8 protein-coding genes are annotated in these 23,120 nt (G+C 65.0%); 3 read left to right on the forward strand and 5 right to left on the reverse strand.

The window, feature by feature from the left end:
• Nucleotides 1–70 precede the first annotated feature (70 nt).
• Complete coding sequence (locus ACPDIX_RS00005) at nt 71–11,986, forward strand: CARDB domain-containing protein (protein ID WP_423429710.1); 11,916 nt, start codon at nt 71–73, stop codon at nt 11,984–11,986.
• A gap of 768 nt (nt 11,987–12,754) precedes the next feature.
• On the opposite strand, the gene ACPDIX_RS00010 is transcribed toward ACPDIX_RS00005, so the two are convergent.
• Nucleotides 12,755–14,800 carry a tetratricopeptide repeat protein gene (locus ACPDIX_RS00010; protein WP_423429711.1) on the reverse strand — a complete coding sequence of 682 codons (2,046 nt, stop codon included), beginning with the start codon at nt 14,798–14,800 and terminating at the stop codon, nt 12,755–12,757.
• 55 nt (nt 14,801–14,855) lie between these two features.
• Between ACPDIX_RS00010 and ACPDIX_RS00015 the strand changes: the two genes are divergently transcribed.
• Both ACPDIX_RS00015 and ACPDIX_RS00020 read left to right on the forward strand, forming a co-directional pair.
• The gene (locus ACPDIX_RS00015) at nt 14,856–15,893 is read left to right on the forward strand and encodes a hypothetical protein (protein WP_423429712.1); all 1,038 of its coding nucleotides are present in this window, start codon (nt 14,856–14,858) and stop codon (nt 15,891–15,893) included.
• A 225-nt stretch (nt 15,894–16,118) separates the two neighbouring features.
• On the forward strand, nt 16,119–16,484 hold the full coding sequence (locus tag ACPDIX_RS00020; protein ID WP_423429713.1) for a hypothetical protein: 366 nt from the start codon (nt 16,119–16,121) through the stop codon (nt 16,482–16,484).
• 109 nt (nt 16,485–16,593) lie between these two features.
• Here ACPDIX_RS00020 and ACPDIX_RS00025 read toward each other — a convergent pair whose 3' ends face one another.
• The 4 genes from ACPDIX_RS00025 to ACPDIX_RS00040 all read right to left on the reverse strand — a co-directional run bounded on the left by ACPDIX_RS00025 (nt 16,594) and on the right by ACPDIX_RS00040 (nt 22,961).
• On the reverse strand, nt 16,594–18,117 hold the full coding sequence (locus ACPDIX_RS00025; RefSeq protein ID WP_423429714.1) for an MraY family glycosyltransferase: 1,524 nt from the start codon (nt 18,115–18,117) through the stop codon (nt 16,594–16,596).
• A gap of 291 nt (nt 18,118–18,408) precedes the next feature.
• The gene (locus tag ACPDIX_RS00030; protein WP_423429715.1) at nt 18,409–19,410 is read right to left on the reverse strand and encodes an NAD-dependent epimerase/dehydratase family protein; all 1,002 of its coding nucleotides are present in this window, start codon (nt 19,408–19,410) and stop codon (nt 18,409–18,411) included.
• Nucleotides 19,407–20,567, reverse strand: a complete 1,161-nt coding sequence (locus ACPDIX_RS00035) for a glycosyltransferase family 4 protein (RefSeq protein WP_423429716.1) — start codon at nt 20,565–20,567, stop codon at nt 19,407–19,409. Before ACPDIX_RS00035 ends, ACPDIX_RS00030 begins: the two co-directional genes overlap by 4 nt.
• A 1,155-nt stretch (nt 20,568–21,722) precedes the next feature.
• On the reverse strand, nt 21,723–22,961 hold the full coding sequence (locus ACPDIX_RS00040) for a hypothetical protein (protein ID WP_423429717.1): 1,239 nt from the start codon (nt 22,959–22,961) through the stop codon (nt 21,723–21,725).
• Between the last annotated feature and the right edge of the window lie 159 nt (nt 22,962–23,120).

Here is a 23,120-nt window from a genome sequence, read left to right on the forward strand (position 1 = left end):
CCCGGGAGACGTGTTCGCCCTGGGGAACATCGCCGCCGGAACCTTGATCCGCGTGGGCTACGCCAGGCCCATGAGCAGCGGATTGGCCGGCGTGCTCGGTATCCTGGACGGTGACGGGAGCGTCCTGGCCAGCGGGCTGCCCGGCGTGACCAACGTCGAATACGTGGTTCCGCCCGACGCCGGAGGAAGCTATTACGCCCGGATCCAGGCCGGACCCGCCGGTTACCGCGGGGATGGTGAGCACGCACTCCTGTTCGACGGAAGCAACGATTATGTGGACCTCGGGGCCTGGTCGCCCGGAAGTCAGTGGACGGTCGAGGCTTGGGTGCGACCGAACAGTTTGCCGGGCGGTCGAAGGGCCATTGCCGGCGGCCTGGCACAGTGTCGTGACTGGGGCCTGGTCATGCAGGACGGCCGGCTGGGCGTGGTGCTGAGGCCGCCCGGAGGCTGCAGCCAGACGGTCACCGCAGATACGCAGGCCGTGCCGGGGACGTGGTATCACGTGGCGGCCACCTGTGATGGGCTGGCGGCCCGACTCTACATCAACGGACAGTTTGTCGCGGCGGCACCCGTGGATTCCAACTACGTGGCCACCGCACAGGGAACGCGCATCGGCGGAGACATCTGCTGCGGCGAGTACTTCCCGGGTTACATTGACGAAGTGGCCATCTGGGACCGGCCCCTGACCGGTGAGGAAATCCAGGCACGTCTCGCAGGGCCGCTCACAGGAGGTGAGCCGGGCCTGGCCGGATACTGGCGGTTCAACGAAGGGCAGGGCACGGTGGCAACCGACAGTGGTCCGCAGGGCCGGAACGGCACGTTGCAGAATGGCGTGACCCGGGCCGGCCTGGGGCCCTCGGACGCCGGAGGACCCGGATTGGACGCCCAGTACCTCCTCCTGTTGGAGCTGGCCGATGCCGCACCTCCGCAGATCCTGAGTGATACGCTGCCCGCGGAAGGAACGACAATAACCAACCTGTTCCATGGCTTCACCCTCGTCTTCTCGGAAGATCTCGATCCCGCCACGGCCAACGACCCGGAGAGTTACGAACTGCGCGGCGCGGGTCCGGACGGGCAGCTCAACACCACGGACGACCGCCTCTTTACCGTGACTCCGACGACGACCTACAACAGCGGCTCGACCATTGCGTATCGGGTCGTAAACGGGCCGTTGGGGCCGGACCTCTACCGGTTCACCGCGAGGACGGCCCTGCAGGACCGCGCAGGCCGGCCCCTGGAGGCACCCTGGACGCGCCAGTTCCGCATCGCCCAGGTCGCCGGGTTCACCACCGAAATCGAACCCAACGGAGATTCGGCTTCGGCCACGCCGTTGGTCCTGACCAATGCGCAGCCCGACCTGTTCTCCGGTGGCGGACGCGGGTTCCTGCTCAACAGCAGTGATGCCGATTTCTGGCAGTTCGAGGCCCTGGCAGGGGACATCCTGGTGATCGCGGCCCATACTCCCGGGAACCCCGGCGGGAGCGGACTCTACTACACCCTGTACCGGCCCGACGGCAGCTCGCTGGCGGGCTGGTACGCCGCCAACAACGGACTGTTGCTGACGCCGCCGATCACCCTGACCAACGATGGCACTTACCGACTGCGGGTGACCTACAACTGGAGTTATTATGGCGAATACAGAATCCGGGTCTCTCTCTATCGGAACGGGTTGCCGGTGGAAATCGAACCCAACGATTCGCAGGCCCAGGCTTCCACGCTCGCCTTCAGCACCAACGGTACGAGCCGCACGGCCAGAATGGCCGGCTCCGTTACCACGGACGCCGACCTCGATTACTTCGACCTCGGCACCATCGAGGCGGGGCAGACGGTCTTCGTCCGTACCCGCCAACCGCTCGGCAGTCCGTTGCTGCCCGTGGTCAGCGTCTACCGGCAGGACGGCTCGTACATGACCGAGGCACCCGGTGGACGGCCCGGCGATGGCGTGGCCGAGGTACGCATCGAACAAACCGCACGATATTATGCATTGGTCCGATCGCAGGTCGGTTCGGCCGGCGTCATGAGCGAGTACATCTTGGATGTGCTGGTGGTGCCCACCGCCGAAGTGGTGTATCCCAACCTGCAGGTCACGGCCCTGGACATCCCGGTCACCAGCGGATTGCGCAGTGGAGATCCGTTCTCGTTCGCCTTCGCGGTGACCAACATCGGATCGCAGGCCACCGCGGTCGGCATATGGTACGATCGGGTCGTCCTCTCGACCGATCCCGGTCTGGACGAGACCGATCTGACGTTGGGTCTGATCCCGCACACGGGCGCCCTGCAGCCGGGTGAAGGTTACGTCGTCTCCACCACGGTCAACCTGCCGCACGGTATCAGCGGTTCCTGGTACCTGGTGGTCAAGACCGACGACACCGACACGGTCAATGAATTCCTGTTGGAGGGCGACAACGTCACGGCCAGCGAACAACCCATCGAGATCGCCCTGGCCGACTATCCGGATCTACGGGTGGAAGACCTGCAGCTCGGTGAGCCCGATCCGTCCGGGACGCGCACGCTGCGCTGGACCACCGCCAACCGCGGCTCCGGCACGGCCCCGGCCGGGTTCAGGGACCGCGTGCGCGTGCGGAACCAGTCGACGGCCACCACCGTGTTCGAACAGTCCTACACCGTGGAGACCAACCTGCCTCCCGGCGCCACGGTGGAACGCCAGATCGGTTTCACCGCCACCGCACCGGGTACCTACCTCGTCGAGGTCATGACCGATGCCGAACGCGAGGTGTACGAATTCGACGGCACCAGCCATGAATCGGCCGAAGCCAACAACGTGGCCCAGACCGGCTTTGCCATCACCCGGGTTTACACGCTCACGCTGACGGTCGTGCCCGCCGGGGCCGGCACCGTCACCGGCGGCGGCAGTTATCCGGCCGGCACCCTCGTGACGGTCCGTGCCACCCCCATCACCAACGAGGCCCCGTACATCTTCCGTCACTGGGCCGAGGGCGGCATCATCCGCAGTACGAGCCCCGAGTACTCGTTCAACCTGAACGGCGACGTCACCCTCACCGCCGTGTTCGGCCTGCCCCGGTTCGAGCTCTCCGCCACCAACGAGCCTCCGGATGCCGGTTCCGTCCAGGGCACCGGGACCTACGCCTGGGGTTCGACCAACACCCTGACCGCCGTGCCGGCCTACGGATACCGGTTCAGTCACTGGACCGAAAACGGGCTTACCGTGGGCACCAACCCGGTGTTGACCGTGGTCCTGTACAGCAACCGGTTCTTCACCGCCCACTATGCCGAGGCGCACCTCGTCCATGTCGTCACGACCGAAACCTCGCCCGCCGGGTTGGCCACGGTCACCGGCGCCGGCATCTACACAAACGGCCAGACCGGCACCTTCAGTGCACCGCCTGCCGTGACCAACGAACCCCCCGATTACTACGTCTTCCGGCGCTTCCTGATGAACGGAACGCCATACGGTACCAACGCCACCTTCCAAAAAACCTTTGCCACCACCGATCCCACCAACATCCTCCTGGTGGCCGTTTACGAGAAGGTGGATGCCACACCGCCCGTGCTCGGGCCCGTCACCGTCACGCCCGGCGTGGTCACCGCCACGATCACCTGGACCAACAGCGAACCCGTCACGGCCCGCGTGGCCTACGGTACCAACACGACCTACGGCCTGACCAACAGCGTCGCCCAGTTGCGGACCCAGCACAGTTTCGTCCTCACCGGTCTGAACCCGGCCACAACCTATCATTATCTCATCACGGTGACCGACGCGGCGGGCAACCGCACGACCTCCGCGGACCGTACCTTCACCACGCTGAGCCCGCCCGACCTGGTGCCGGGTCAGGTGACCGTGCCGGACAGCGCCCAGGCCGGCAGCATGATTGCCATGGTCTTCAACGTGACCAACCTGGGTCCCGGCACCGCCCTTGGCCCCTGGCACAACCTCGTGTTGCTGTCCCCGAATCCGGATGGATCCGGTGCCGCGCCCCTGGGCGCGGTACGCTTCGATCCCGGTCCCAACGGACTGGCGGCCGGCGCCTCCCTCACCGTCACGCAGCAGGTGATCGTGCCCGACGTCGGCACCGGCCCGCGTTGGTTCGGCATTCAGCTCGACAGCGCCGATGTCCTCTACGAGGTCAACGAGGCGAACAACGTCGCCTTCGCCTCCAACGCACTGAACATCGTCGCCACCGACCTGCGGGTGACCCGTGTGGAGGCACCGGCCACCGCAGCCTTCGGCCAGACCATCGCGATCACCTACGTCGTCACCAACGCCGGTAGTGCCCCGGCCCGGGTCACCTGGGCCGATCGCGTGGATCTGTCCGCTGCCGTCAACGCACCCGGGACACGACTCGCCACCGCCCCGGCACAAACGGTGCCGTTGCCGGCCGGCGGCAGCTACACCAACACGATTCAGGTCACCCTTCCGCTCCAGCCCAACGCCGTTCCCGGCAACTACTACCTTGTCGTGCACGCCGACCACGACAACGCCGTGCCCGAGGCAAGCGAGAATAACAACCGGGGTTCGGCCGCCCTGGCGCTCACTCTGCCTCCGTTGCCCGACCTGGCTGTCGAACAGGTCGTGGCCCCCACCAACGCCCTGCCGGGCGACACCGTGACCCTGATCTACACCGTCACCAACCGCGGCGCCGCCGCTGCCGGTCCCGGCTGGTCCGAGACGGTGTACCTCGCCACCGACCCGGCCGGCGCGGGGGCCGTGGAGCTCGCCACCCGCGCGTACACAAACACCCTGGCCGCTGGTTCGGCCCTGGTGCGCACCCAGTCCGTGGTCGTGCCCCCCGGCGGCGCGGTGGGCCCGCTATGGTTCCTTGTCTGGGCCGACAGCCGGGAGGAGATCATCGAGTCGGTGGAGACCAACAACGTCGGCGTGCCGGCTCAACCCACCGAATTCCCGGCCACGCTGAGCCTTCGGTTGAGCGCAACCCGCGTCAGCGAGGGCGCCTCCCAGCCGGTCACGGCCACCGTCACCCGCAACGGCAGTCGCGCCGCACCCCTGGAGGTGACCATCCAGAATGGCGATCCCTCCGAGATCACGGCCCCGGCTCAGGTTACCATTCCCGCCGGGCTGGCCTCGGTCACCTTCTCCCTCTCAGCCCTCGTGGACGGCGTGGTCGACGGACCGCAGACCGTCACCGTGGGAGTATCGGCACCCGGGTACCAGCCGGCCCAGGCCCAACTCACCGTGCTGGACATCGACCGGCCGCGGCTCTTCTTGAGCTTCACCACCAACCAGGTCTGGGAAGGGACCACCCTCCGGGGTGTGCTCTCGCGCGATGTCGCAGACGAACCGCTCACCGTCAGCCTGGCCAGCTCCAGCCCGGCCCAGCTCGGCGTTCCCGCCACCCTGACCCTGGCCGCCGGTCAAAACAGCGTCACCTTCGACGTCTCCGGCCTGGACGACACCGCGCTCGAACCACCCATGACCATCGCGGTGAGCGCCTCGGCACCGGGCTATTTCGGCGCCACCGCAGAGGTGACCGTGCTCGACGACGACTGGCCCTTGATCACGCTCGAAGTCACGCCCAACCCGGTCAGTGAGGGCGCCGGTCCGCAGGCCGCCAGGGCCCGGCTCATCCGAATGCCGCTCGCTCCCCGGGCCGTGGAAATCGAACTCGAATCGAGTCATCCCGAGTACCTCACCGTGCCCACCCGCGTCACCATCCCGGCCGGCGAAACCAACCTCACCTTCTGGATCGCCGCCCACGACAACGACCTGGTGGACGGTAACCGCGAGGTGACCCTCCGACACTGGATCCTGGCCACCGGCAGCCGAACCCGACTCGCCGAGGGCGTGCCCGCCGTCGTGACCGTCACCGACGATGACGGGCCCACGCTCCGACTCGAACTGGATCGCCAACTCGTCCCCGAGGGGCGCACCCACGTGGCCAACCTCATCGTCCGTCGCAACGCGGGCACCAACACCGACCTCGCCGTCACCCTCACCTCCAGCCACACCAACGAGGCCGTCGTGCCCGACCAGGTTACCATCCCGGCGGGCCGGACCGAGGTTGCCGTCCCCGTGGACAGCGTCGAAGACGGCGTGACCGACGGGAACCAAACCGTCACCCTCACCGCCACCGCACCCGGGTTCACCGCCGGTTCCGCCACCCTGATCGTCTCAGACGTCAACCTGCCCGATCTGGTGATCTCCGAAGTGCAGGTGCCCGCCGTGGCGGAAACCGAATCTTACGTGGACATCACCTACACCTTGCGCAATCAAGGTGACGTGGATGCCCCCTCCAACGCCATCGTCCAAAGGGTCTACCTCTCCTCCGATCCCGTCCCGGGCGATGACGTGCTGGTCTCCCAATACACCTTCAACGGCGGGATCCCGGCCGGCTCCGGGTTCACCCAAACCCTGCCGATTCGCTTGCCTCAAACGTCCGGACCGTACTGGGTCATCGTCGTGGCCGATGCGCAGGACGGCGTGGTCGAGGTGATCGAGGACAACAACCTCACCCTCTCGAGCACGCCCATCCAGGTGCGCCCGGCCTACAGCGCCACCGTCTCCACCCCGCTCGAGGTTGCCCCGGCCGGCACGCCCGTGCCCTTGACAGGCGAAGCCCGCCGACCGGACGGCCAGCCGGCCCCCTATGCCCTGGTCAGCATCCATATCAAGGTCCGGGATACCGTCCGCACCATCGCCGCCCTGACGGATGTGCTGGGTCGGTTCAGTACCACCTGGGAACCCCTGCCCGGAGAAGCCGGCTTCTACGAGATCTCGGCCGGGCATCCGGGCGAGCCCATGCCGCCCGCCCAGGACAGCTTCTACCTGCTGGGTCTGAAAGCCTCGCCCGAACGGCCCTCCATCCGGCTCAGCGAGGGCAGCAGCGGCGGCGGCGCGGTCACCTTGCAAAACCTCAGTGACGTGCCCTTGACCGGCCTCACCGCCACCATCCTCAGTCAGCCGCCCAACGTGGAGGTCAACCTCACCTTGCAGACCAACTACCTGGCCGGCGGCGGCACAGTTCCCCTCGGATACGGCGTCTCCGCCCTGGACGCCTCTTACACGTGGGGATACGTCCAGATCCGCATCACCAGCGCGGAAGGTGTCTCGCTCGACCTCCCGCTCCGCGTGGACATTGATCCGCTGGTACCGCGCCTGGTCGCCTACCCGGGCCGCCTGGAGGGCGGCATGAAACGCGGAACCAGCCGGAACGTCAGCTTCCAGATCGTCAACCAGGGCGGACTGGAAACCGGCCCCCTCACCGTTTCGCTCCCTCCGGTGCCCTGGATGCGCGTGCTCTCCCCCAATCCCATGCCGTCGTTGGCCCCCGGCCAGACCAACGTGGTGATCCTGCAGCTGAACCCGCCGGAAAACATCGAGCTGACCATGCACCAGGGCAGCCTGGCCATCAACGGACCCACCCACGGCATCTCCGTGCCTTTTGCCTTCCGCGCACTCTCCGAGGCCAGGGGCGACCTGCTCATCCACGCCGCCGATGAATTCACCTACTATGCCGAGGGCTCGCCGCCCCTTACCAACGCCACGGTGCGCGTCTACGACGCCGTCAGCCGCGCCCTGGTCACCAACGGAGTTACGGATCTGCAGGGCCGGTTCTTCGTACCCGCACTCCAGGAGGGTTACTACGACCTCGAACTGGACGCGCAGCAACACAACCCGCACCGCAGCACCATTTTCGTCGAACCCGGGATCACCAACGAGGTGACGGCCTTCCTTTCCTACCAGGCCGTCCGTTACACCTGGACCGTCGAACGCATCGAAATCGAAGATCACTACCGCATCACCATCGAGACCGAGTTTGAAACCGTGGTGCCCAAACCGGTCGTCACGATCGAACCCGGCTCGCTCGACGTGAGCGACCTGCGCATCGTCGGCCAGACCAAACAGGTCAACCTGACCATCCGCAACCACGGCCTCATCGCCGCCGACGACGTGAAGCTCTCCTTCAGCGACCATCCCTTCTACTCCATCGAGCCACTCATCAGCGATCTGGGGCGCCTGCCGGCCAAATCCGCCCTCACCATTCCGGTCACGCTCCGGCGCATCGGCGATTTCACCAACCCGGCACCGGCCGGAATCCGTGCCGCCGCAGGTGTGCCGTGCGGCATGAACGGCCAGGTCACGTACGCCTTCGAATGCGGTCCCTTCAAGGTCCCCGGTGGGGCGCCGGTGGGTGTCAGCGGCGTGCAGGGCGATTGTGGTGGTGGTGGCGGCGGTGGCGGCGGCGGTGGCGGCGGCTGGGGCGGTTGGGGCGGCGGTGGCGGCGGTGGCGGCGGCGGCGGCGGGAGCAGCAGCTACAGCGCGCCGTCCATCAACGTCAAGGTGCCATGCGATGCGCTCTGCTACGTGCTGGCCATCGCGGGATGCGTGCCCGGTCCCGTCGGATGCTTCTTCGCCGGGTTCAACTGCAGTGTGGGATTCGGTAATGCATATACACCCGGAGAAACCGCTTGGGCCGCGGCGGATTGCGCCATGAATCTGGTCGGTTGCTTTGGCGGTCCGATCGGAAGCGCCGTCTCATGCGTCTACTCACTGTTAAGGTGCATCCAAGGCAGCCTCGGGCTCGCTCCCGAAGTGGCCGCCGCCAACGGGCCGCAGGACCAGGCAACCTTCTTCCTCCGCGGTGTCGAGGCGAACCTCCGCCTGTTCGAGGAAATCGTCGGCACCACCTCCGACGTCTGGATCAACGACCAGACCGATCAACGGCTCGCGGAATGGTGGGCCCGGTTCATGGCGGCCGCGGCAGAGGGCTCCGAAGAGGGCCGCCGCGTCAGCGAGTCCGAACGTCAGGACCTCCTCACCGGTGTCCTGCCGCCGGGCGTCCCCTTGCCGGAAATCCAGCGCGTCCTCGACCGGTGGAACCGCAGCGTGGACAACTGGACCCAGGGTATCTGGCGACCCGCCGACGCCCCGCCCGGCGCCAACCTCGACTTCATCGACGCCGAGATCCTCTACGGCCGCGTCCAGGTCGTCGGCACGTATCAACAAGAAGCGGTCAATCGCGGATTCGCCGATCCCCTGGATGCCCTCGTCGAAACCGTTCGGCAGCGGCTCCAGGAAACCGAGGGCGGCGGCGTGTGTGCCAAGGTCAAAATCAAACTCGACCAGGAGGCCGTGCTCAGCCGCGAAGCCTTCCGCGCCACCCTGGACATCGACAACTCCACCGGCTTTGCCGTCGACAAAATCCGGGTCATCATCCGGCTCACGGACGCCCGGGGCAACGACGCCACCGACCTGTTCGGCATCCGACCCCCCGAACTCACCGGGCTCAGCGACGTGGACGGCAACGGCCGCGTCCCCGGCGGCAGCAAGGGCACGGCCCGCTGGGTCATCGTGCCCACCGTGGACGCCGCGCCCACCGAACCCACCGTCTACTACGTCACCGGTGAGTTCCGCTACGAGTTCAACGGTGCCCAGGTCAACGTACCGCTCACCCCCGTCCCCATCACCGTCAATCCAACGGCGCGGCTGACCCTCGATTACTTCCACCAACGCGATGTCTACGCCGACGACCCGTTCACCGACGTCGTCGAGCCCAGCATCCCCTTCAGCCTGGCCGTCATGGTCCACAACTGGGGCGCCGGTGCCGCACGCAACTTCCGCATCACCTCCGCCCAGCCCGAAATCGTCGAAAACGAAAAGGGCCTGCTCATCGACTTCAAGATCATCGCCACCGAGGTGGCCGGCCAATCCATGACCCCCACACTCACCGCCAACTTCGGCGACATCCCACCCGGCGGCCGCAGGATCGCCCGTTGGCTCCTCACCTCCACCCTCCAGGGCCTCTTCGTCAACTACAGCGCCACCTTCGAACACCTCGACGGTCAGGGGAACCCGCGCCTCTCGATCATCGACGAGGTCCGCATCCACGAAATGATCCGCATGGTCCAGGCCGGCGGTGCGTTCGAGGACGGCCAACCCGATTTCCTCGTCAATGACATCGTGGACAGCCGCGACCTGCCCGACACCCTCTGGTTGAGTGACGGCTCGTCCAACGCCGTGGCCGTGGTCACCAACGCCACCGTTACCGGCACACTCGGACCCGGCAATCTCCAGGTCACCCTCACCGCCAATCTGCCGCCGGGTTGGGCCTACCTCCGCGTGCCCGATCCCGCCGACGGCGCCTACCGGCTCGTGGCCGCTCGGCGGTCCGACGGCGTGTTGCTGCCCGCCACCAACGCGTTCCCCAACGTCTGGGTCACCGACCGAACCTTCTTCGGCATGGGCAAACGACCCAAATGGGAGAACGTGCTGCACCTGCTCGATCACGACAGCACGGGTGAATACACCCTCATCTACGAGCCCTTGCCCGTCCGGGACACCGAGCCGCCCACCAGCACCGTCGAAGCCCTGCCCGCCCAAAGCCGCTCGGCCTTCCTGGTCCGTTGGAGCGGCCAGGACAACGAGGGCGGCTCCGGCATCGTCGGTTACGACATCTACTACAGCGAGGACGGCGGACCGTTCCAACGGTGGCTCACTGTCACCCCCACCACCGGCGCCATCTTCCAGGGCCAACTCGGCAGGCGGTACGCCTTCTACAGCGTGGCCGTGGACGCCGCCGGCAATCGCGAACCGCTCCCCGCCGCGCCGGACGCCGAAACCGTCGTGGCCCTCGAAAACCGGCCGCCGGTCTTCACCGCCCAGACCAACGTCACCCTCTGGGAGGGCCAGACGCTCAACCTCACCCTCAACGCCACCGATCCCGACGGCGACGCCCTCACCTACCAACTCGGCCCGGGCGCGCCCGCCGGCGTCGTCCTCCAGCCCAACACCGGTTTGTTGACCTGGATCACGGCAGAACCCCAGGGACCCAGCACCAACCTCCTCACGGTCATCGCCACCGACAGCGGCACACCGTCGCTCTCGGCCACGCAGAGCTTCACCGTCATCGTGCTCGAGTCCAACACACCGCCTGTGCTGGCCCCGCTCACCAACGCCGTCATCAGCGAAGGCTCGCTCCTGAGTTTCACTGTGACCGCCACCGACGACGACCTGCCGGCCCAACTCCTGCGGTACAGCCTTGACGCCGGTGCGCCGGCCGGGGCCACCATCGACCCCACCAACGGCCTGTTCCGATGGCGGCCCACCGAGTTCCAGGGCGGCACCAACTATCTCATCCGCGTCATCGTCACCGACAGTGGCATTCCCAGCCTCAGCGCCACCCAGAGCTTCGTGGTCACCGTGGTGAACACCCGGGCCGACTTCCTCCTGCATGTGGGTGAAACTGCCGTGCTCACCAACACCGGCGGCGCCATCCCGCTGACCCTGCAGTCCGGCACACCCCTGTCACGGCTCACCTGGACCTTCACCGTCACACCCGGCCGCATCACCAACCTGCGCCTCACCAACCTGGCCCCGGTCGTGGGCGCCACCGCCCTCCTGCCGCTCGATGGCAACCGCTACCGGCTCGAAATCCAGCCACGTCCCGATCAGTCACTCACCGGCCACGTGCGACTGGCCGACCTGGCCTTCGACGCCACCACCAACGAGCATTCCGCTGTCGTCTGGATTTCCGGACAGGAACTCGTCGGCGCCCGACCCGCCGCACCCGCGGCCAACGGCCGCGCCGGCGTGGGACGGGTCTTCATCGTCGGCACCGAGCCGATCCTCGACCTGCAACGTGCAGGGACAGGGCAGGGGACCCTTGCCCTCTATGCCCTGCCGGGCAACCTCTACACCGTGGAACAGACCGATCGCCTCCGCGGTGGATCATGGCGTCCGGTCCTCACCGTGACACCGACCGGCCTGCGGACCCTCCTGGACACGCAACCCCTGCAGGCTCCGAGCGGGTTCTACCGGGTGCGCGTGGGTGAGGCGATCCCGCTGTTGACCATCCGGCAGGAGGGCGCTCAGGTCACCATCGAGTGGTTGGCACCCTGCACCGGATGCGAGCTCTGGCAGAGCGCCTCCATCGGGCCCGAAGCCCTCTGGACACGCAGCGAGGTGCAACCGGAGCTGGTGGGCGACCGTTACCGGGTCACCCTGCCGATCCAGAATCAGACCCTATTCTTCCGCCTCCTCCGTCCGTAACCACCGGGACACGGAGACTACCACGGAGGAAGTTGTAAAAAACCACAGAGACACAGAGATCACGGAGAAAGAAAAAACAACAGCAGAGCTCTTTATGCCCTTCGTGCCTCTGCGGCTCGTACAGAAGGGAAGATCCCTGTGTTGTTCTCCGTGTTCTCCGTGTCTCTGTGGTTGAAAAAAGAAAACCTCTCCGTGGTCTCTCCGTGTCCCCGGTCTCTCTTTGGTGGATGAACAAGTCAGAAGCTCTGTGCTTCCTCTTTGTTCTCCGTGTGTCTGTGGTTGTCGACCACGAAGACGGAAAAAGAGAATTAAAAAACCACGGAGACACAGAGGTCACGGAGAAAGAAAAAACAACCGAAGACCTGTTTATGCCCTCTGTGCCTCCGCGGCTCGTAGAAAAAGGAACATCCCTGTGTTGTTCTCCGTGTTCTCCGTGTCTCCGTGGTTGAAAAAAGAAAACCTCTCCGTGGTCTCTCCGTGTCCCCGGTCTCTCTGTGGTGGATGAACAAGTCAGAAGCTCTGTGCTTCCTCTTTGTTCTCCGTGTGTCTGTGGTTGTCGACCACGAAGACGGAAAAAGAGAATTAAAAAACCACGGAGACACAGAGGTCACGGAGAGAGAAAAAACAATCGAAGACCTGTTTATGCCCTCTGTGCCTCCGCGGCTCGTAGAAAAAGGAACATCTCTGTGTCGTTCTCCGTGTCCTCCGTGTCTCTGTGGTTGAAAAAAGAAAACCTCTCCGTGGTCTCTCCGTGTCCTCCGTGGTGAATTAGCGCGGGTGTTCAGCGAGCCAGTACCGGATCGCCTCCGCGTCGGGGTGGCCCGGTTCCAGCGCCAGCAGACGTTCGTAACATTCCCGGGCCCGGTCCGGCCGGTTCAGTTGTTGTGCATAAAGATTCCCCAGGGCCAGCCAGGCGCGCGTGTCGTTGGGATGACGGCGCAGCAAGGTCTCGAGTTCCTCCGCCGCGTCGAGCAGATAACCTCCCTGGCGCAGCGCCAGCGCGAAATTGTAGCGTGCATCGCGCGAATCGGGCCGCAGCGCCAGGGCGAACTCCGACGCCCGCAGCGCATCCCGCAACCGACCCACGCGCAGGGCCGCCAGGGCGAAATTGTAGTATGCCTCGAAAAATGCGGGATTCGCCTCCAGAGCCATCTGATAGGCCTGCAACGCGTCCATCAGCCGGTCGTCCCGCTGGGCCTCGAGTCCCTTGGCGAACCAGGCGTTCCCCGTGTTGGCGTCCCCGGGTTGAGGCCGGGCCGGCCGGAGGTACGTGTACCTCGGGATGGCGCCGGTCGCAGGCGCCGGCCCTGCCTGCGTACGATCCGACCGTGCCGGGACGGCGACCTGGGGCCCGCGTGCGGAATCCGTCGAAGGTCGCGCGGCGGAGGCGCTTTCTGCGACCCTTGCGGCCTGGGCTACCGTCCCGGATGCGACGGAACCGGCGGTATCGGGCAGGGGCGTGGGCCTTGGACTGCGCTCCTCGGTACTGCGGAGCCAGCGTGTCGGGTTCAGACGTTCCCACCAATGGGCCGGGCCGCGTTGGACCGTCTCCCGCCCGGCGTTCTGCGCCGGGCCGACCACCTCCACCACCGGCTCGGACGTTGTCGGCCGCGGCTCTCCTGCAGGCGTGGCAGGCGTGCTGGGCGTCGTGGGCGGTGGGGCCGGGACCACCGGAGTGGCGGGCGGCAACCGGACCACCTCACGCGCCACCGGTTCGGTCCGGCCCGGCTGCCCACCCGATGCCCCCGGACCCGGCGTTGGAGGCGTTTCCGCGCCGGGACGGCCGGGCTGGGATTCTTTACGGGCGACCGCCCGTTCCTGTTCGGGCTGCGTTCCGGCCACCGGGCTCGTCCGCGTCCGCTCCCGCCCCGTCGCTGCCTGGCCACCCGCAGCCGCCGTTCCGGTCCCGGGCGGGCCGCCCGCGCCGGCCCATGGCTGGGCACGGGCCGGTTCGGAGACGGTCCCGGGACGGCTTTCCGGCGGTTCCGACTCCGCCTGCGCCCGGGTGACGTTCGTCGGGACCGCCGGCTGGAGTGGCTGGCGCGCTGCGGCGGCGGCCAGACTCTGTTCCAGCGCGTGTGCAACCTCCAGCACCTCTGCGTAATCGGGCGGGGGCGGTTGGAGCGCCAGGTACTGCCGGTACTGTTCCAGTGCCGCCGCCGGGTTTTGCGCGTAGCGGTGCAGCGTCACGGCGAGGTTGAGTCGGGCCACAGGATCGTTGGACCGGACCTGCAGCGCCGCGGTGAAGGCGCGTACGGCCTCTTGAACCCGGTTGCGCTGCAGCGCGCACAAACCCAGTCCGTTCCACGGCCGCGGATCTGTCGGCGCCAGCTTTTGCATTTCCCGGAAGGCCCGTTCGGCCTCGCTCGTCTGCCGCAGTTGCAGCGAGGCCAGGCCCAGTCGCCACCAGGCCTCGATCCGACCCGGATCGCGGAGCGTGCAGGCCAGGAACGCCGAACGCGCGGATTCGAACTGGCCCGCCTCGAGGTACAGGCAACCCAGGTTGTACCGAGCCTCCAGGAGGTCCGGATTCAACTGCAACGCACGCACGTATGCCATGGCGGCGTTGGTCAGCCGGCCGGCCCGGTGACACGCCACGCCGTACTCGTTCCATGCCACCGCGTTGGTGGGCAACCGGGCAACCGCCTGTTCCAACCGCGCCAGTGCACGCGACAAATCGTCTGCGGCCAGGGCCTGTTGCCCTTCCCGAAGCGCCTTCACCCCGCCCGGTGTGCACCCCGCCCCCAGAAACCAGACCATCAAGCCGACCAGCAGGAGGCACCCGGGCGCCGACCGATTTTTCGTGGCCGCCATCTCCGCCGGTGGTAACATCCCCGCCTTCGAAGTGTCAAGAAACGCAGGCCAGCTTTTGACAGCGATCGGTTCGATCCTCCTCCTGATCGCCACCGCGATGATTGCCGGGCGGACGGCCCGCGGCGCACCGACCCCGTCCGGGTCCGCGCCCTTGACCCGCATCGTCGTCGTTCACGACCCCCGCGCACAGGACGCTTACGTGCCGCGACCCGATCTGGTCCGCCGGATGATGGATCGGGCCGTGATCCGCTGGACCGGCGCACCGGACCTTGCCGCCGCCTGGCGCAGCCTCGTCGCCACCGGCGACGTCGTCGGCATCAAGGTCCATTCCGTCCCCGGCCCCATCTTCGGCACACGCCCCGCCGTGGTGGAGGCCCTGGTGCGCGGCCTCATCGAGTCCGGCGTGCCGCCCACCAACATCGTTGTATGGGACAAGTACCTGCGCGATCTGGAAAAGGCCGGGTTTGACGACCTGGCCCGGCGCCACGGCGTGGAGCTGGCCGGCGCGGCCGATGCCGGCTACGACCCGGCCGTCTTTTATGAATCGCCCCTGCTGGGCACGCTGGTCTGGGGCGACCTCGAGTACGGCCAGCACCAGCCCGGTGCGGGCCGAAAATCCCACGTCACCCTGCTGCTGACACGGCGGATCACGCGGCTGATCGTGGTCAGTCCGATGATGGCGCATCCGGAGGCCGGGGTGACCGGGTTGTTGTACACGCTGGCGCGGGGCAGTGTGGACAATTTCCAGCGGTTCGAGGGTGAATCGGCCCGGCTGGCCCGGGCCGTGCCGGAGATCTGCGCCCTGCCGCCGCTGGCCGATCACCTCGCACTGTGCGTGGTGGACGGATTGTTGTGCCAGTACCTGGGGGGCAACCGGGGGTTGCTGCACTACTCCAGCGAACTGAACGAAATCCGGGTCGGACGCGATCCTGTGGCGCTGGACGTACTGTCCCTGCGCGAGATCGAGCGCCAGCGGCGGATCCTGGGCATCGCACATCCTCCCGTGAGCCGGGAGCTTTACGACAACGCGGCGCTGTTGGAACTGGGCATCAGCGACCCCACCCGCATCGAGGTCATCACCCTCAACGACTGACCGGCGCCAAGCCACGGAGCCACGGAGACCGCCACCGGGACGCGGAGAAGCGCGGGTAAAAACCACGGAGAAGTTGTCAAAACCACGGAGGCACAGAGTTCACAGAGAGAAAACACAAGAACATCTCTGTGGCATCTCTGCGTTCTGCGTTCCGCCGTGGCGGATAAAGAAAGTACATCTCCGTGTCCTCCGTGCTCTGTGGTTAAGAGGAAAAACAATATTTCCGTGTCGTTCGCGTTGCTCCGTGGTCAAGAAGAAAAAGAAGAGCTCTGTGTATCCTGTGTGCTCCGTGCCTCCGTGGTTGTGAACCACGGAGATCCGAAAAAGAGAGATCTGAAAACCACGGAGGCACAGAGTTCACAGAGAGAAAAAAGAGATGGAAAGAAAACCTTCTGTCTTGTCCGTGTCCTCCGCACCTCGGTGGTGACAAGACAACACAGCGGAAGAAAGAAAAACCACAGAGACATGGAGATCACGGGGAATGCAAAAAGGGAAAAGAAAAAACATGTTCAAGGTGTCTCCGTGTCCTCTGTCCCTCTGTCGTGGGTAAAAGAAAAACGAACTTTGTGGTCTCGGTGTCTCGGTGGTTGAAGAAAAAGGGCCGCCGAAAGGCGGCCCCTCTTCGCACAACTCCTCCGTGATGCTTCTCCGTGGCTCCGTGGTGGAGGAACGGGAAAAACCTGCGTGGGGTTCTCCGTGGTCAGCAGCGGGGAGCGGCTGTTGCGCGTGAACGTTCGTGGAGCGGGTCCGGTTGGGTGGTGCGGGCCACGGGCCGGGGCTGGACCGGGCCGCACTTTTCCAGTGCCTTGGCCCAGGCCTCTGCCGCCAGTTCGGTCTGCAAATCGAAGATGCGCTCGGGTATCGATTCCGGCGCCTCGAACTCGAGCTCCAAACCGCCCTGGTGCGGCAGCCGGACCACGGCCCTGCGGACGGGCACGGCCGGCGTAGCCGGTGCTGTCCAGACGTGTTCCCGGCCTGCGGGACTCCGCAGACGCACACGGGTATAACCCAGCTTGCGGAGGAGAAAGCCGAATTCCTCCCACATCCGCTCCGGACACCGTGTCCGTTCGGCTTCCAGCTCGAACCACTGACTGAGGGCCAGTGCATATCGCGCGGCCTTGCGTACTTCCAACGTCGAGCCGAGGAAGCGGCCCAGGGCAAACCATTCGCGAGCGAACTGAAGTCGGCTGGCCGCCAGAATCACCAAAAGGACCAGCACCCCCAGAAACAGCGGTGCGGTTCGTTCCCCGGCCCAGAACACGCCGAAGGCCATCAAGAGCGCCACGAGGGAAAACCCGTAGAGCACCAGAACGGTTTGCCGCTGATTGAACCCCTCGCCGAGCAGTTTGTGGTGGATGTGTTGCCGATCGGGCCGGAAGAGGGGCAGGCCCTTGAGGCCGCGCCGCAGGATGGCCAGCGAAGTGTCGATGATCGGCAGGGCCAGCGCAAAGAGGGGCGCCACGAGCGCGGCCGCCACGGTTCCCTTGTGAGAAAGGCGCATGGCCAGCAGACCGGTCAGGAAACCCAGGAAGTAGGCGCCACCGTCGCCCAGATAGATCCGCGCCGGCGGGAAATTATACCTCAGGAACGCGACGAGCCCGCCTGCCAGCGCCGCCGCCTCCACGGTGGGAAAGACCGCCCCCGTACTCCACCCCACGTAGGCCAGCAGGGCCAGCAACATCAGCGAAAGGCCACCCGCCAACCCGTCCAACCCGTCAATCAGGTTGATCAAGTTCGTGAATGCCACCAACCAGAGCACGGTGAGAGGGATGCCCCACCAGCCAAGCGACACCACATCCTGACCGAAGGGGATGCGGAACAGTTCGATGCGTCCCACCAGAAAACACGCTGCCAAGCTGATTACCACCTGTCCCAGCAACTTCTTCCGTGCCCCGAGCGGACGCAAATCATCCCAAAAGCCGAGTCCGAACATGGCCAGACTCGTCACCACGATGCCCCAGTTCTCGGCAATCCGATCCGGGTGAACCGGTAGCCACACGTGGGCCGAGCACGCGGCCAGGAAAAAAAGCAGCGCCAGCACCACCCCGCCCGCACGGGGAACCGGCGTCACGTGGGTCTGGTGAAAGGAAATCCCCCGCCGTTCCGCCCACGGACGGAACCAGCGGATTACGAGCGGGTAAACCGGCCACGCCACGGCCAGACCCGCGCCCGCGTACAACCACACCGCCCACGCACCGAGCTTGTACGATTCCACCTCCGACATGGACATTCCCACGGCTGAACCACTCAGCCGCCTTTGGCGACTCCGGTTCGAGCTGGATCTTCCGAAGCCCCTTCTACCGCAGCGGCAGACCGGTGATCAATAGAAAACTCGGTGAGTGCAGAAACCGTCAACCTGCCCACTACAGCAGCGTGCCCGAGCACTCGTCCGGCACAGGGCGGGTGCAACAACATCCGTGGTTTCGCTATGTGGATGTCCTGCGTGCGCGCCGCGTCTGCAGACGAAAAAGGCCGCCAAAGGCGGCCTCTTCCAAACCGGAACCTGTTCCGTCCTTCATGAACTCTTTGCTTCCGGGGCACCGATTGCGCGGGTCTCGTTCCGTCTGTCCGAAAAATCGTGTTGGATCATCCGTTCGAGACCTTCCTGCAGGGTGAACGGCCGCACGAATCCCGTCCGTTCCACCCGCGCGGTGTTGACGGTCGTTTCCGCGCAGAATTTTCGGACCCGGATGCTGCTCCATGGCAGCGGCCTGCCGAGCACCCGGGCGAGCCCGTCCGCCAGATAGCCCAGTCCCAACCCCACTGCGTAAGGGAGGTGAATGCGGGCCGTCCAGTGACGATCGCGTCCCAGTGCCCGCCGTGCCAGTCCCACCAGCTCGGCGGTCGTGAGATCCGGCTTGTCGGCGTAGTTGAACCGGTGCAGGCCTGGGGGTAGGTCCAGGCACCAACGCAGGAAAGCCGCCACGTTCCCCACGTAGGCCATGGACTTCCGATTCCGGCCCCTGCCCACCATCACAAAACGCCCATCGGCAATCTGGCGAAGCAGATTGTAAACATTGCCGCGATTGCCCTCACCGAAAACCACGCACAGCCGGACGACAACGGCGCATCGATCGGGCGCTGCCGAAGCCCAGGCCTCGATCAATCGTTCGGCCTCCAGCTTGCTGCGTCCGTATTCGTTGAACGGAGCCGGCGGGTAGTCCTCGTCGGGCTCGCGCACGTCAAGCGGATAAACCGCCACCGTGCTGGTGAACACGATGCGTTTACACCCCGCTTCTTCCATCGCTCGGAGCAGATTCTCCGTGCCCCGCACGTTCACGTCGTAGTACCGCTGCACGGGCCGCACGTCGTCGCGATGCTCCGCTGCCAGGTGCACCACGGCGTCGGCACCCGCGACGGCTCGTGTCAGCTGCTCGGAATCCGCCAGATCCCCTTGGACCGCCGGACCCGGTTCGGGACGCCGGTCGAGGATGCGAACCGCACGCCCTTCCGCCTTCAGCAGTTCGACCAGCCGCCGGCCAATGAAACCGTTTCCTCCAGTGAGTAAAACGCTCATAAACCTTGACGTGCCAGGCTGCGCTCGGCGGCTTCCTCCCACCGGGGGAGCGCCTTGCCGTGCTTGGCGAGGACCAATCGGTACACCTCCCAGGTCCTTTGGAGCATCCGATCCACGGTGAAAAACCGCTCGTATCTTGCCCGTCCAGCTCTACCCATCTGCAATCGCAACGACGGATTTTGGATTAACTGCAAAAGTCGGTCTCGGAGTGCGACTGCGTCCCCACGGGGGACGAGAAAGCCTGTTTCACCGTCGGCAATGGCCTCGCGGGTTCCCCCGACGTCCGATGCCACGACCGGCAATCCTGCCCGCATGGCCTCGAGGACACTCAAAGGCAACCCCTCCCAATTGCTGGCCAGGACGAAGATCTGACACTTTGCCAACACATCGGGCACGTCCCGGCGGGTTCCGAGGAACCGCACCTTGCCCTCGAGCCGCCTTTGCTCTACGTACGTCCGACAGGCGCCTTCCGTGGGGCCTTCGCCCACGAACCAGCATTCCCACGAAAGCTCCCTGAGCGCAGTCAGGGCTTCTACAAGCAGCCTTTGGTCTTTCGGCCGCGAGAAACGCCCGACCATGACAATCACTGGCGGTTCCCTGGCTGGACAGGCTCTGACGCTCACATCCGGGACCCCGTTGTGCACGGTCCACACCGGCGCCCCGTGCGCCACCCCGTGACGCAGCGCAAGCCTTTTATCGTATTCAGAGACGGTGATGATCCCGTCGCCCACCCACCCACCAATCCACTCAAACCCCAGCGCCAGCCACCGCCGCGCGAGAGGCGTACCAGGAGTGAAGGCGAAACCGTGGGCCGTGAAAACAGACGGAATCCCCAGCGATTTGGCCGCCAGACGTCCGATCAGGCCGGCCTTCGACGAATGACAGTGCAGCAGATCCGGCTTCAACGAGCGCAACACACGCCTGCATATGAACAGGGCGCGCAGGTCGTGCAAGGGCCGGATCGGTTGCGTGAGCGGCGGAAGGAGGATGAGCGGAATCCCTAGTTCCGCGAGCTCGCTGCGCAGCCAGCCAGGGCCGTCATCGCCGCCGGCAAGCACCTGAATATCCAGCAGCCCTCTGAAACCACGCGCCAGATCCCGCAGATGAACCTGCGCCCCACCGGCCTCGGTTCGTGTGATGACTTGACAGACTCTCATGCCGGACCCGTGCATTCGGATAATCGGTCGGAGCACTGCTCACGTAGTGCACGTCTCACCGTACCAGGCCGACTCCACTCCAGCTCCAGAGGCCGGCAAGGTGTTATGAGGACCGCCTCCGAGTTCGCTTCTACGAACCGAGAACAGGCCAGCCCAATCTATGACTGGAACACTACAGGCCACTACCTGCTACCATATGCCGAGCTGATCTCTGGGGAAGCAGCGTTTGCCCAGCCATTGCAAAGGCTCCGACAAGCGTCAGGGACGGCAGCCACCGGAGAAGCACAAGTCACTGGCGGGAACCATTGCGTTGCTGGACGACGGGGCCAAAGGGAAGGACCTGCGCCGAGACTTCGGTTCCAAAAATAGGCGTGCACCGCTTCTTCCAGAGTCTGGTGCGGGAGGGTGTATTCGAACAGCTGTTGCAGGAGGCCGGGCAATTGGTGGAGGAGCGCGGAGAGTATCGGCTGTAGGAATGCTTTCCGGATGCTGCGTTCTGTCCGGCACGTGGTGGAGGCGACGGGATCGGGCGCACGAAGGTGGGCAAGGGGGTGAAGATCCTCATTGCCGTGGACGGCCGGGGATTGCCGATTGCGGTGCAGGGCTGTTCGGCCCGGCCGCATGAGTCGACTCTGGCGCAGGGGTGGTTCGATTTCATGCTGACGAAGGAGGTCGCGGAGCGGGTGGTGGGCGAGAAGGCTTGGGAGAGCGATGCACTGGACCGGGCGTTTGCGGCGCGAGGCATGGAGCTGATGGCGCCGCACCGGAGCAGTCGTCGGCCGGAGAATCGCACGCAGGACGGCCGGTCGCTGCGGCGGTGTCTTCGGCGATGGGTGATCGAGCGCACGGTGGCCTCGCTGCGGCATTCTCGGCAGCTGTGCATCCGGTGGGAAAAGCCCTCGTGTTCATTTCTCTGCACCAGGGGAAGACGGGGTGGGCGACAGACCGCTCCCACACAGTGCCTTGGTGGAGGCCGGCTGTTGTGGTCAGCGCGAGATTAGCACTTTTCTCGTGCTCGAGCGGCCTAAGGTAGTTAGTGTCCACATACGTGTTGAGGCACAGCGTTCTAACTGGCCGCTTTCTTTTGCATGTTCCGAAGGAAGACGTGCGCATTGCGCGTTGGCTCAATGTGTACAAAATGTTCACGAGTCAGTTCTATGCCTGCAGACCAAGGGGAGGACTTTGACCTACACGAGCCTTTAAGAGGTTGGGTCGTTTGGGACTTGCGGCGGCGGAACAGTCGCACAATGGATGGTACCGATCTTCTGCAAACCGGGCCAGACCGTAAAGCAGACCCATCCCGATCCACAGTGTCCAGTTCCTCAAGCTGTAGGTGCCGAGGCTGTACACAAGTGGGGCAATCGCCATTATCTTGAGGCCCGGCCCTGGGAGTCGGAGCCACTGCTTGAGCCAGAACAGCAAAAAGAACAGGGATCCTGGTAAGCCGTACGAGAAAAGAAGGTTTGCTGGTGTGGAATGAATCTCACCGGTGAACCAGCATCGCATGTACCACCGCCATTCTGCGCCCTCGCCGGCTCCCGTTATGCACAGGAACGGGTACTTGTAGAGCCGGTCGTACCCGCGCTTCTCGAGCTCGAGGCGCCAGTCTGTTTCCTGGAGACGCGCAAGGGCATTAAGAGGGACATCGGCAAGGACGCTCCGGATGGAATCGTAAGCGGCCGCTGTGACGATCAACGTCGCTGCTGCAACCGCGACAATGGCGTAAATGCGCGTGAGCGCGGCTGCGAATCTCAGGGATGAGGCAGCGAGGAAACCGTACCCGAGAATGGCTGTTGCCATCCCGATGGCACCGGACCGAGAAGCGGCGTAAAACACACAAATCGAGCCAGCTACCAAGGCTGCGAAGCCATCAACGAGGCTGCGACGGTTCAACCACGCTTCAGATGTGATGACGACGACCGTCCATACCACCCAGTGAGAAAGTTGGTTGGGGTCATTGAAGGTGCCGGTGGGGCGTTGGGCTTTCCAGCCTGTATACCATCCCGTGGTAACCATTGCGGTTTCCATTAGTAGAAACAGCCATAGTGCCAGCCTCAATAACAGCAGGAACTTCTTCGTGTGCGCTTGGCCGTTCTGGTCGACAAGAGTCCACACTGTAGCATTCCATACAAGGAAATTGAACGGGTAGTAAAAAGCGGAGAGAAGTGTCTTTGTGTCACGATAGAGAGCGAAGACAACCAGATTGACAACGACAGCATATGCGGCGAAAGCCAAACCGAATAAGTGTGGTTTAAATCGCCACGGTTTAGCCCGGAAAAACAGGAGCGCTGCCGGCAGGGCGGCGATGGCGTGACCTATTTGAGGCAGGCCGCTTTGCCAGAGATAAAGCGGGCTGATGGCGATTGCAAGGGCCAACAGTATTTGTGTGATCATGCGTCAAGTGATGCGGGAGAACGTACTTAGCGTGTAGTAAAATCCTTGGTAAAGCCGTTGACGAGCTTTCGCGTGTTCGTCATTAGGCAGTTGTGCGTTAAGTTATGGATACACCGTTGGAGTGGTTCTGTCCGCGTAATCGCGACCCTGCCGAGAGCC

The organism is Limisphaera sp. 4302-co (assembly GCF_049537155.1).
In the GTDB taxonomy this organism is placed as follows: Bacteria; Verrucomicrobiota; Verrucomicrobiia; order Limisphaerales; family Limisphaeraceae; genus Limisphaera.

Excerpts from the sequence above, each read along its gene's own strand:
- ACPDIX_RS00005 (WP_423429710.1), top strand. The coding sequence starts at position 71 with ATGAGCAGCGGATTGGCCGGCGTGCTCGGTATCCTGGACGGTGACGGG.
- ACPDIX_RS00010 (WP_423429711.1), bottom strand. The coding sequence starts at position 14,800 with ATGGCGGCCACGAAAAATCGGTCGGCGCCCGGGTGCCTCCTGCTGGTC.
- ACPDIX_RS00025 (WP_423429714.1), bottom strand. The coding sequence starts at position 18,117 with ATGTCGGAGGTGGAATCGTACAAGCTCGGTGCGTGGGCGGTGTGGTTG.
- ACPDIX_RS00030 (WP_423429715.1), bottom strand. The coding sequence starts at position 19,410 with ATGAGCGTTTTACTCACTGGAGGAAACGGTTTCATTGGCCGGCGGCTG.
- ACPDIX_RS00035 (WP_423429716.1), bottom strand. The coding sequence starts at position 20,567 with ATGAGAGTCTGTCAAGTCATCACACGAACCGAGGCCGGTGGGGCGCAG.
- ACPDIX_RS00040 (WP_423429717.1), bottom strand. The coding sequence starts at position 22,961 with ATGATCACACAAATACTGTTGGCCCTTGCAATCGCCATCAGCCCGCTT.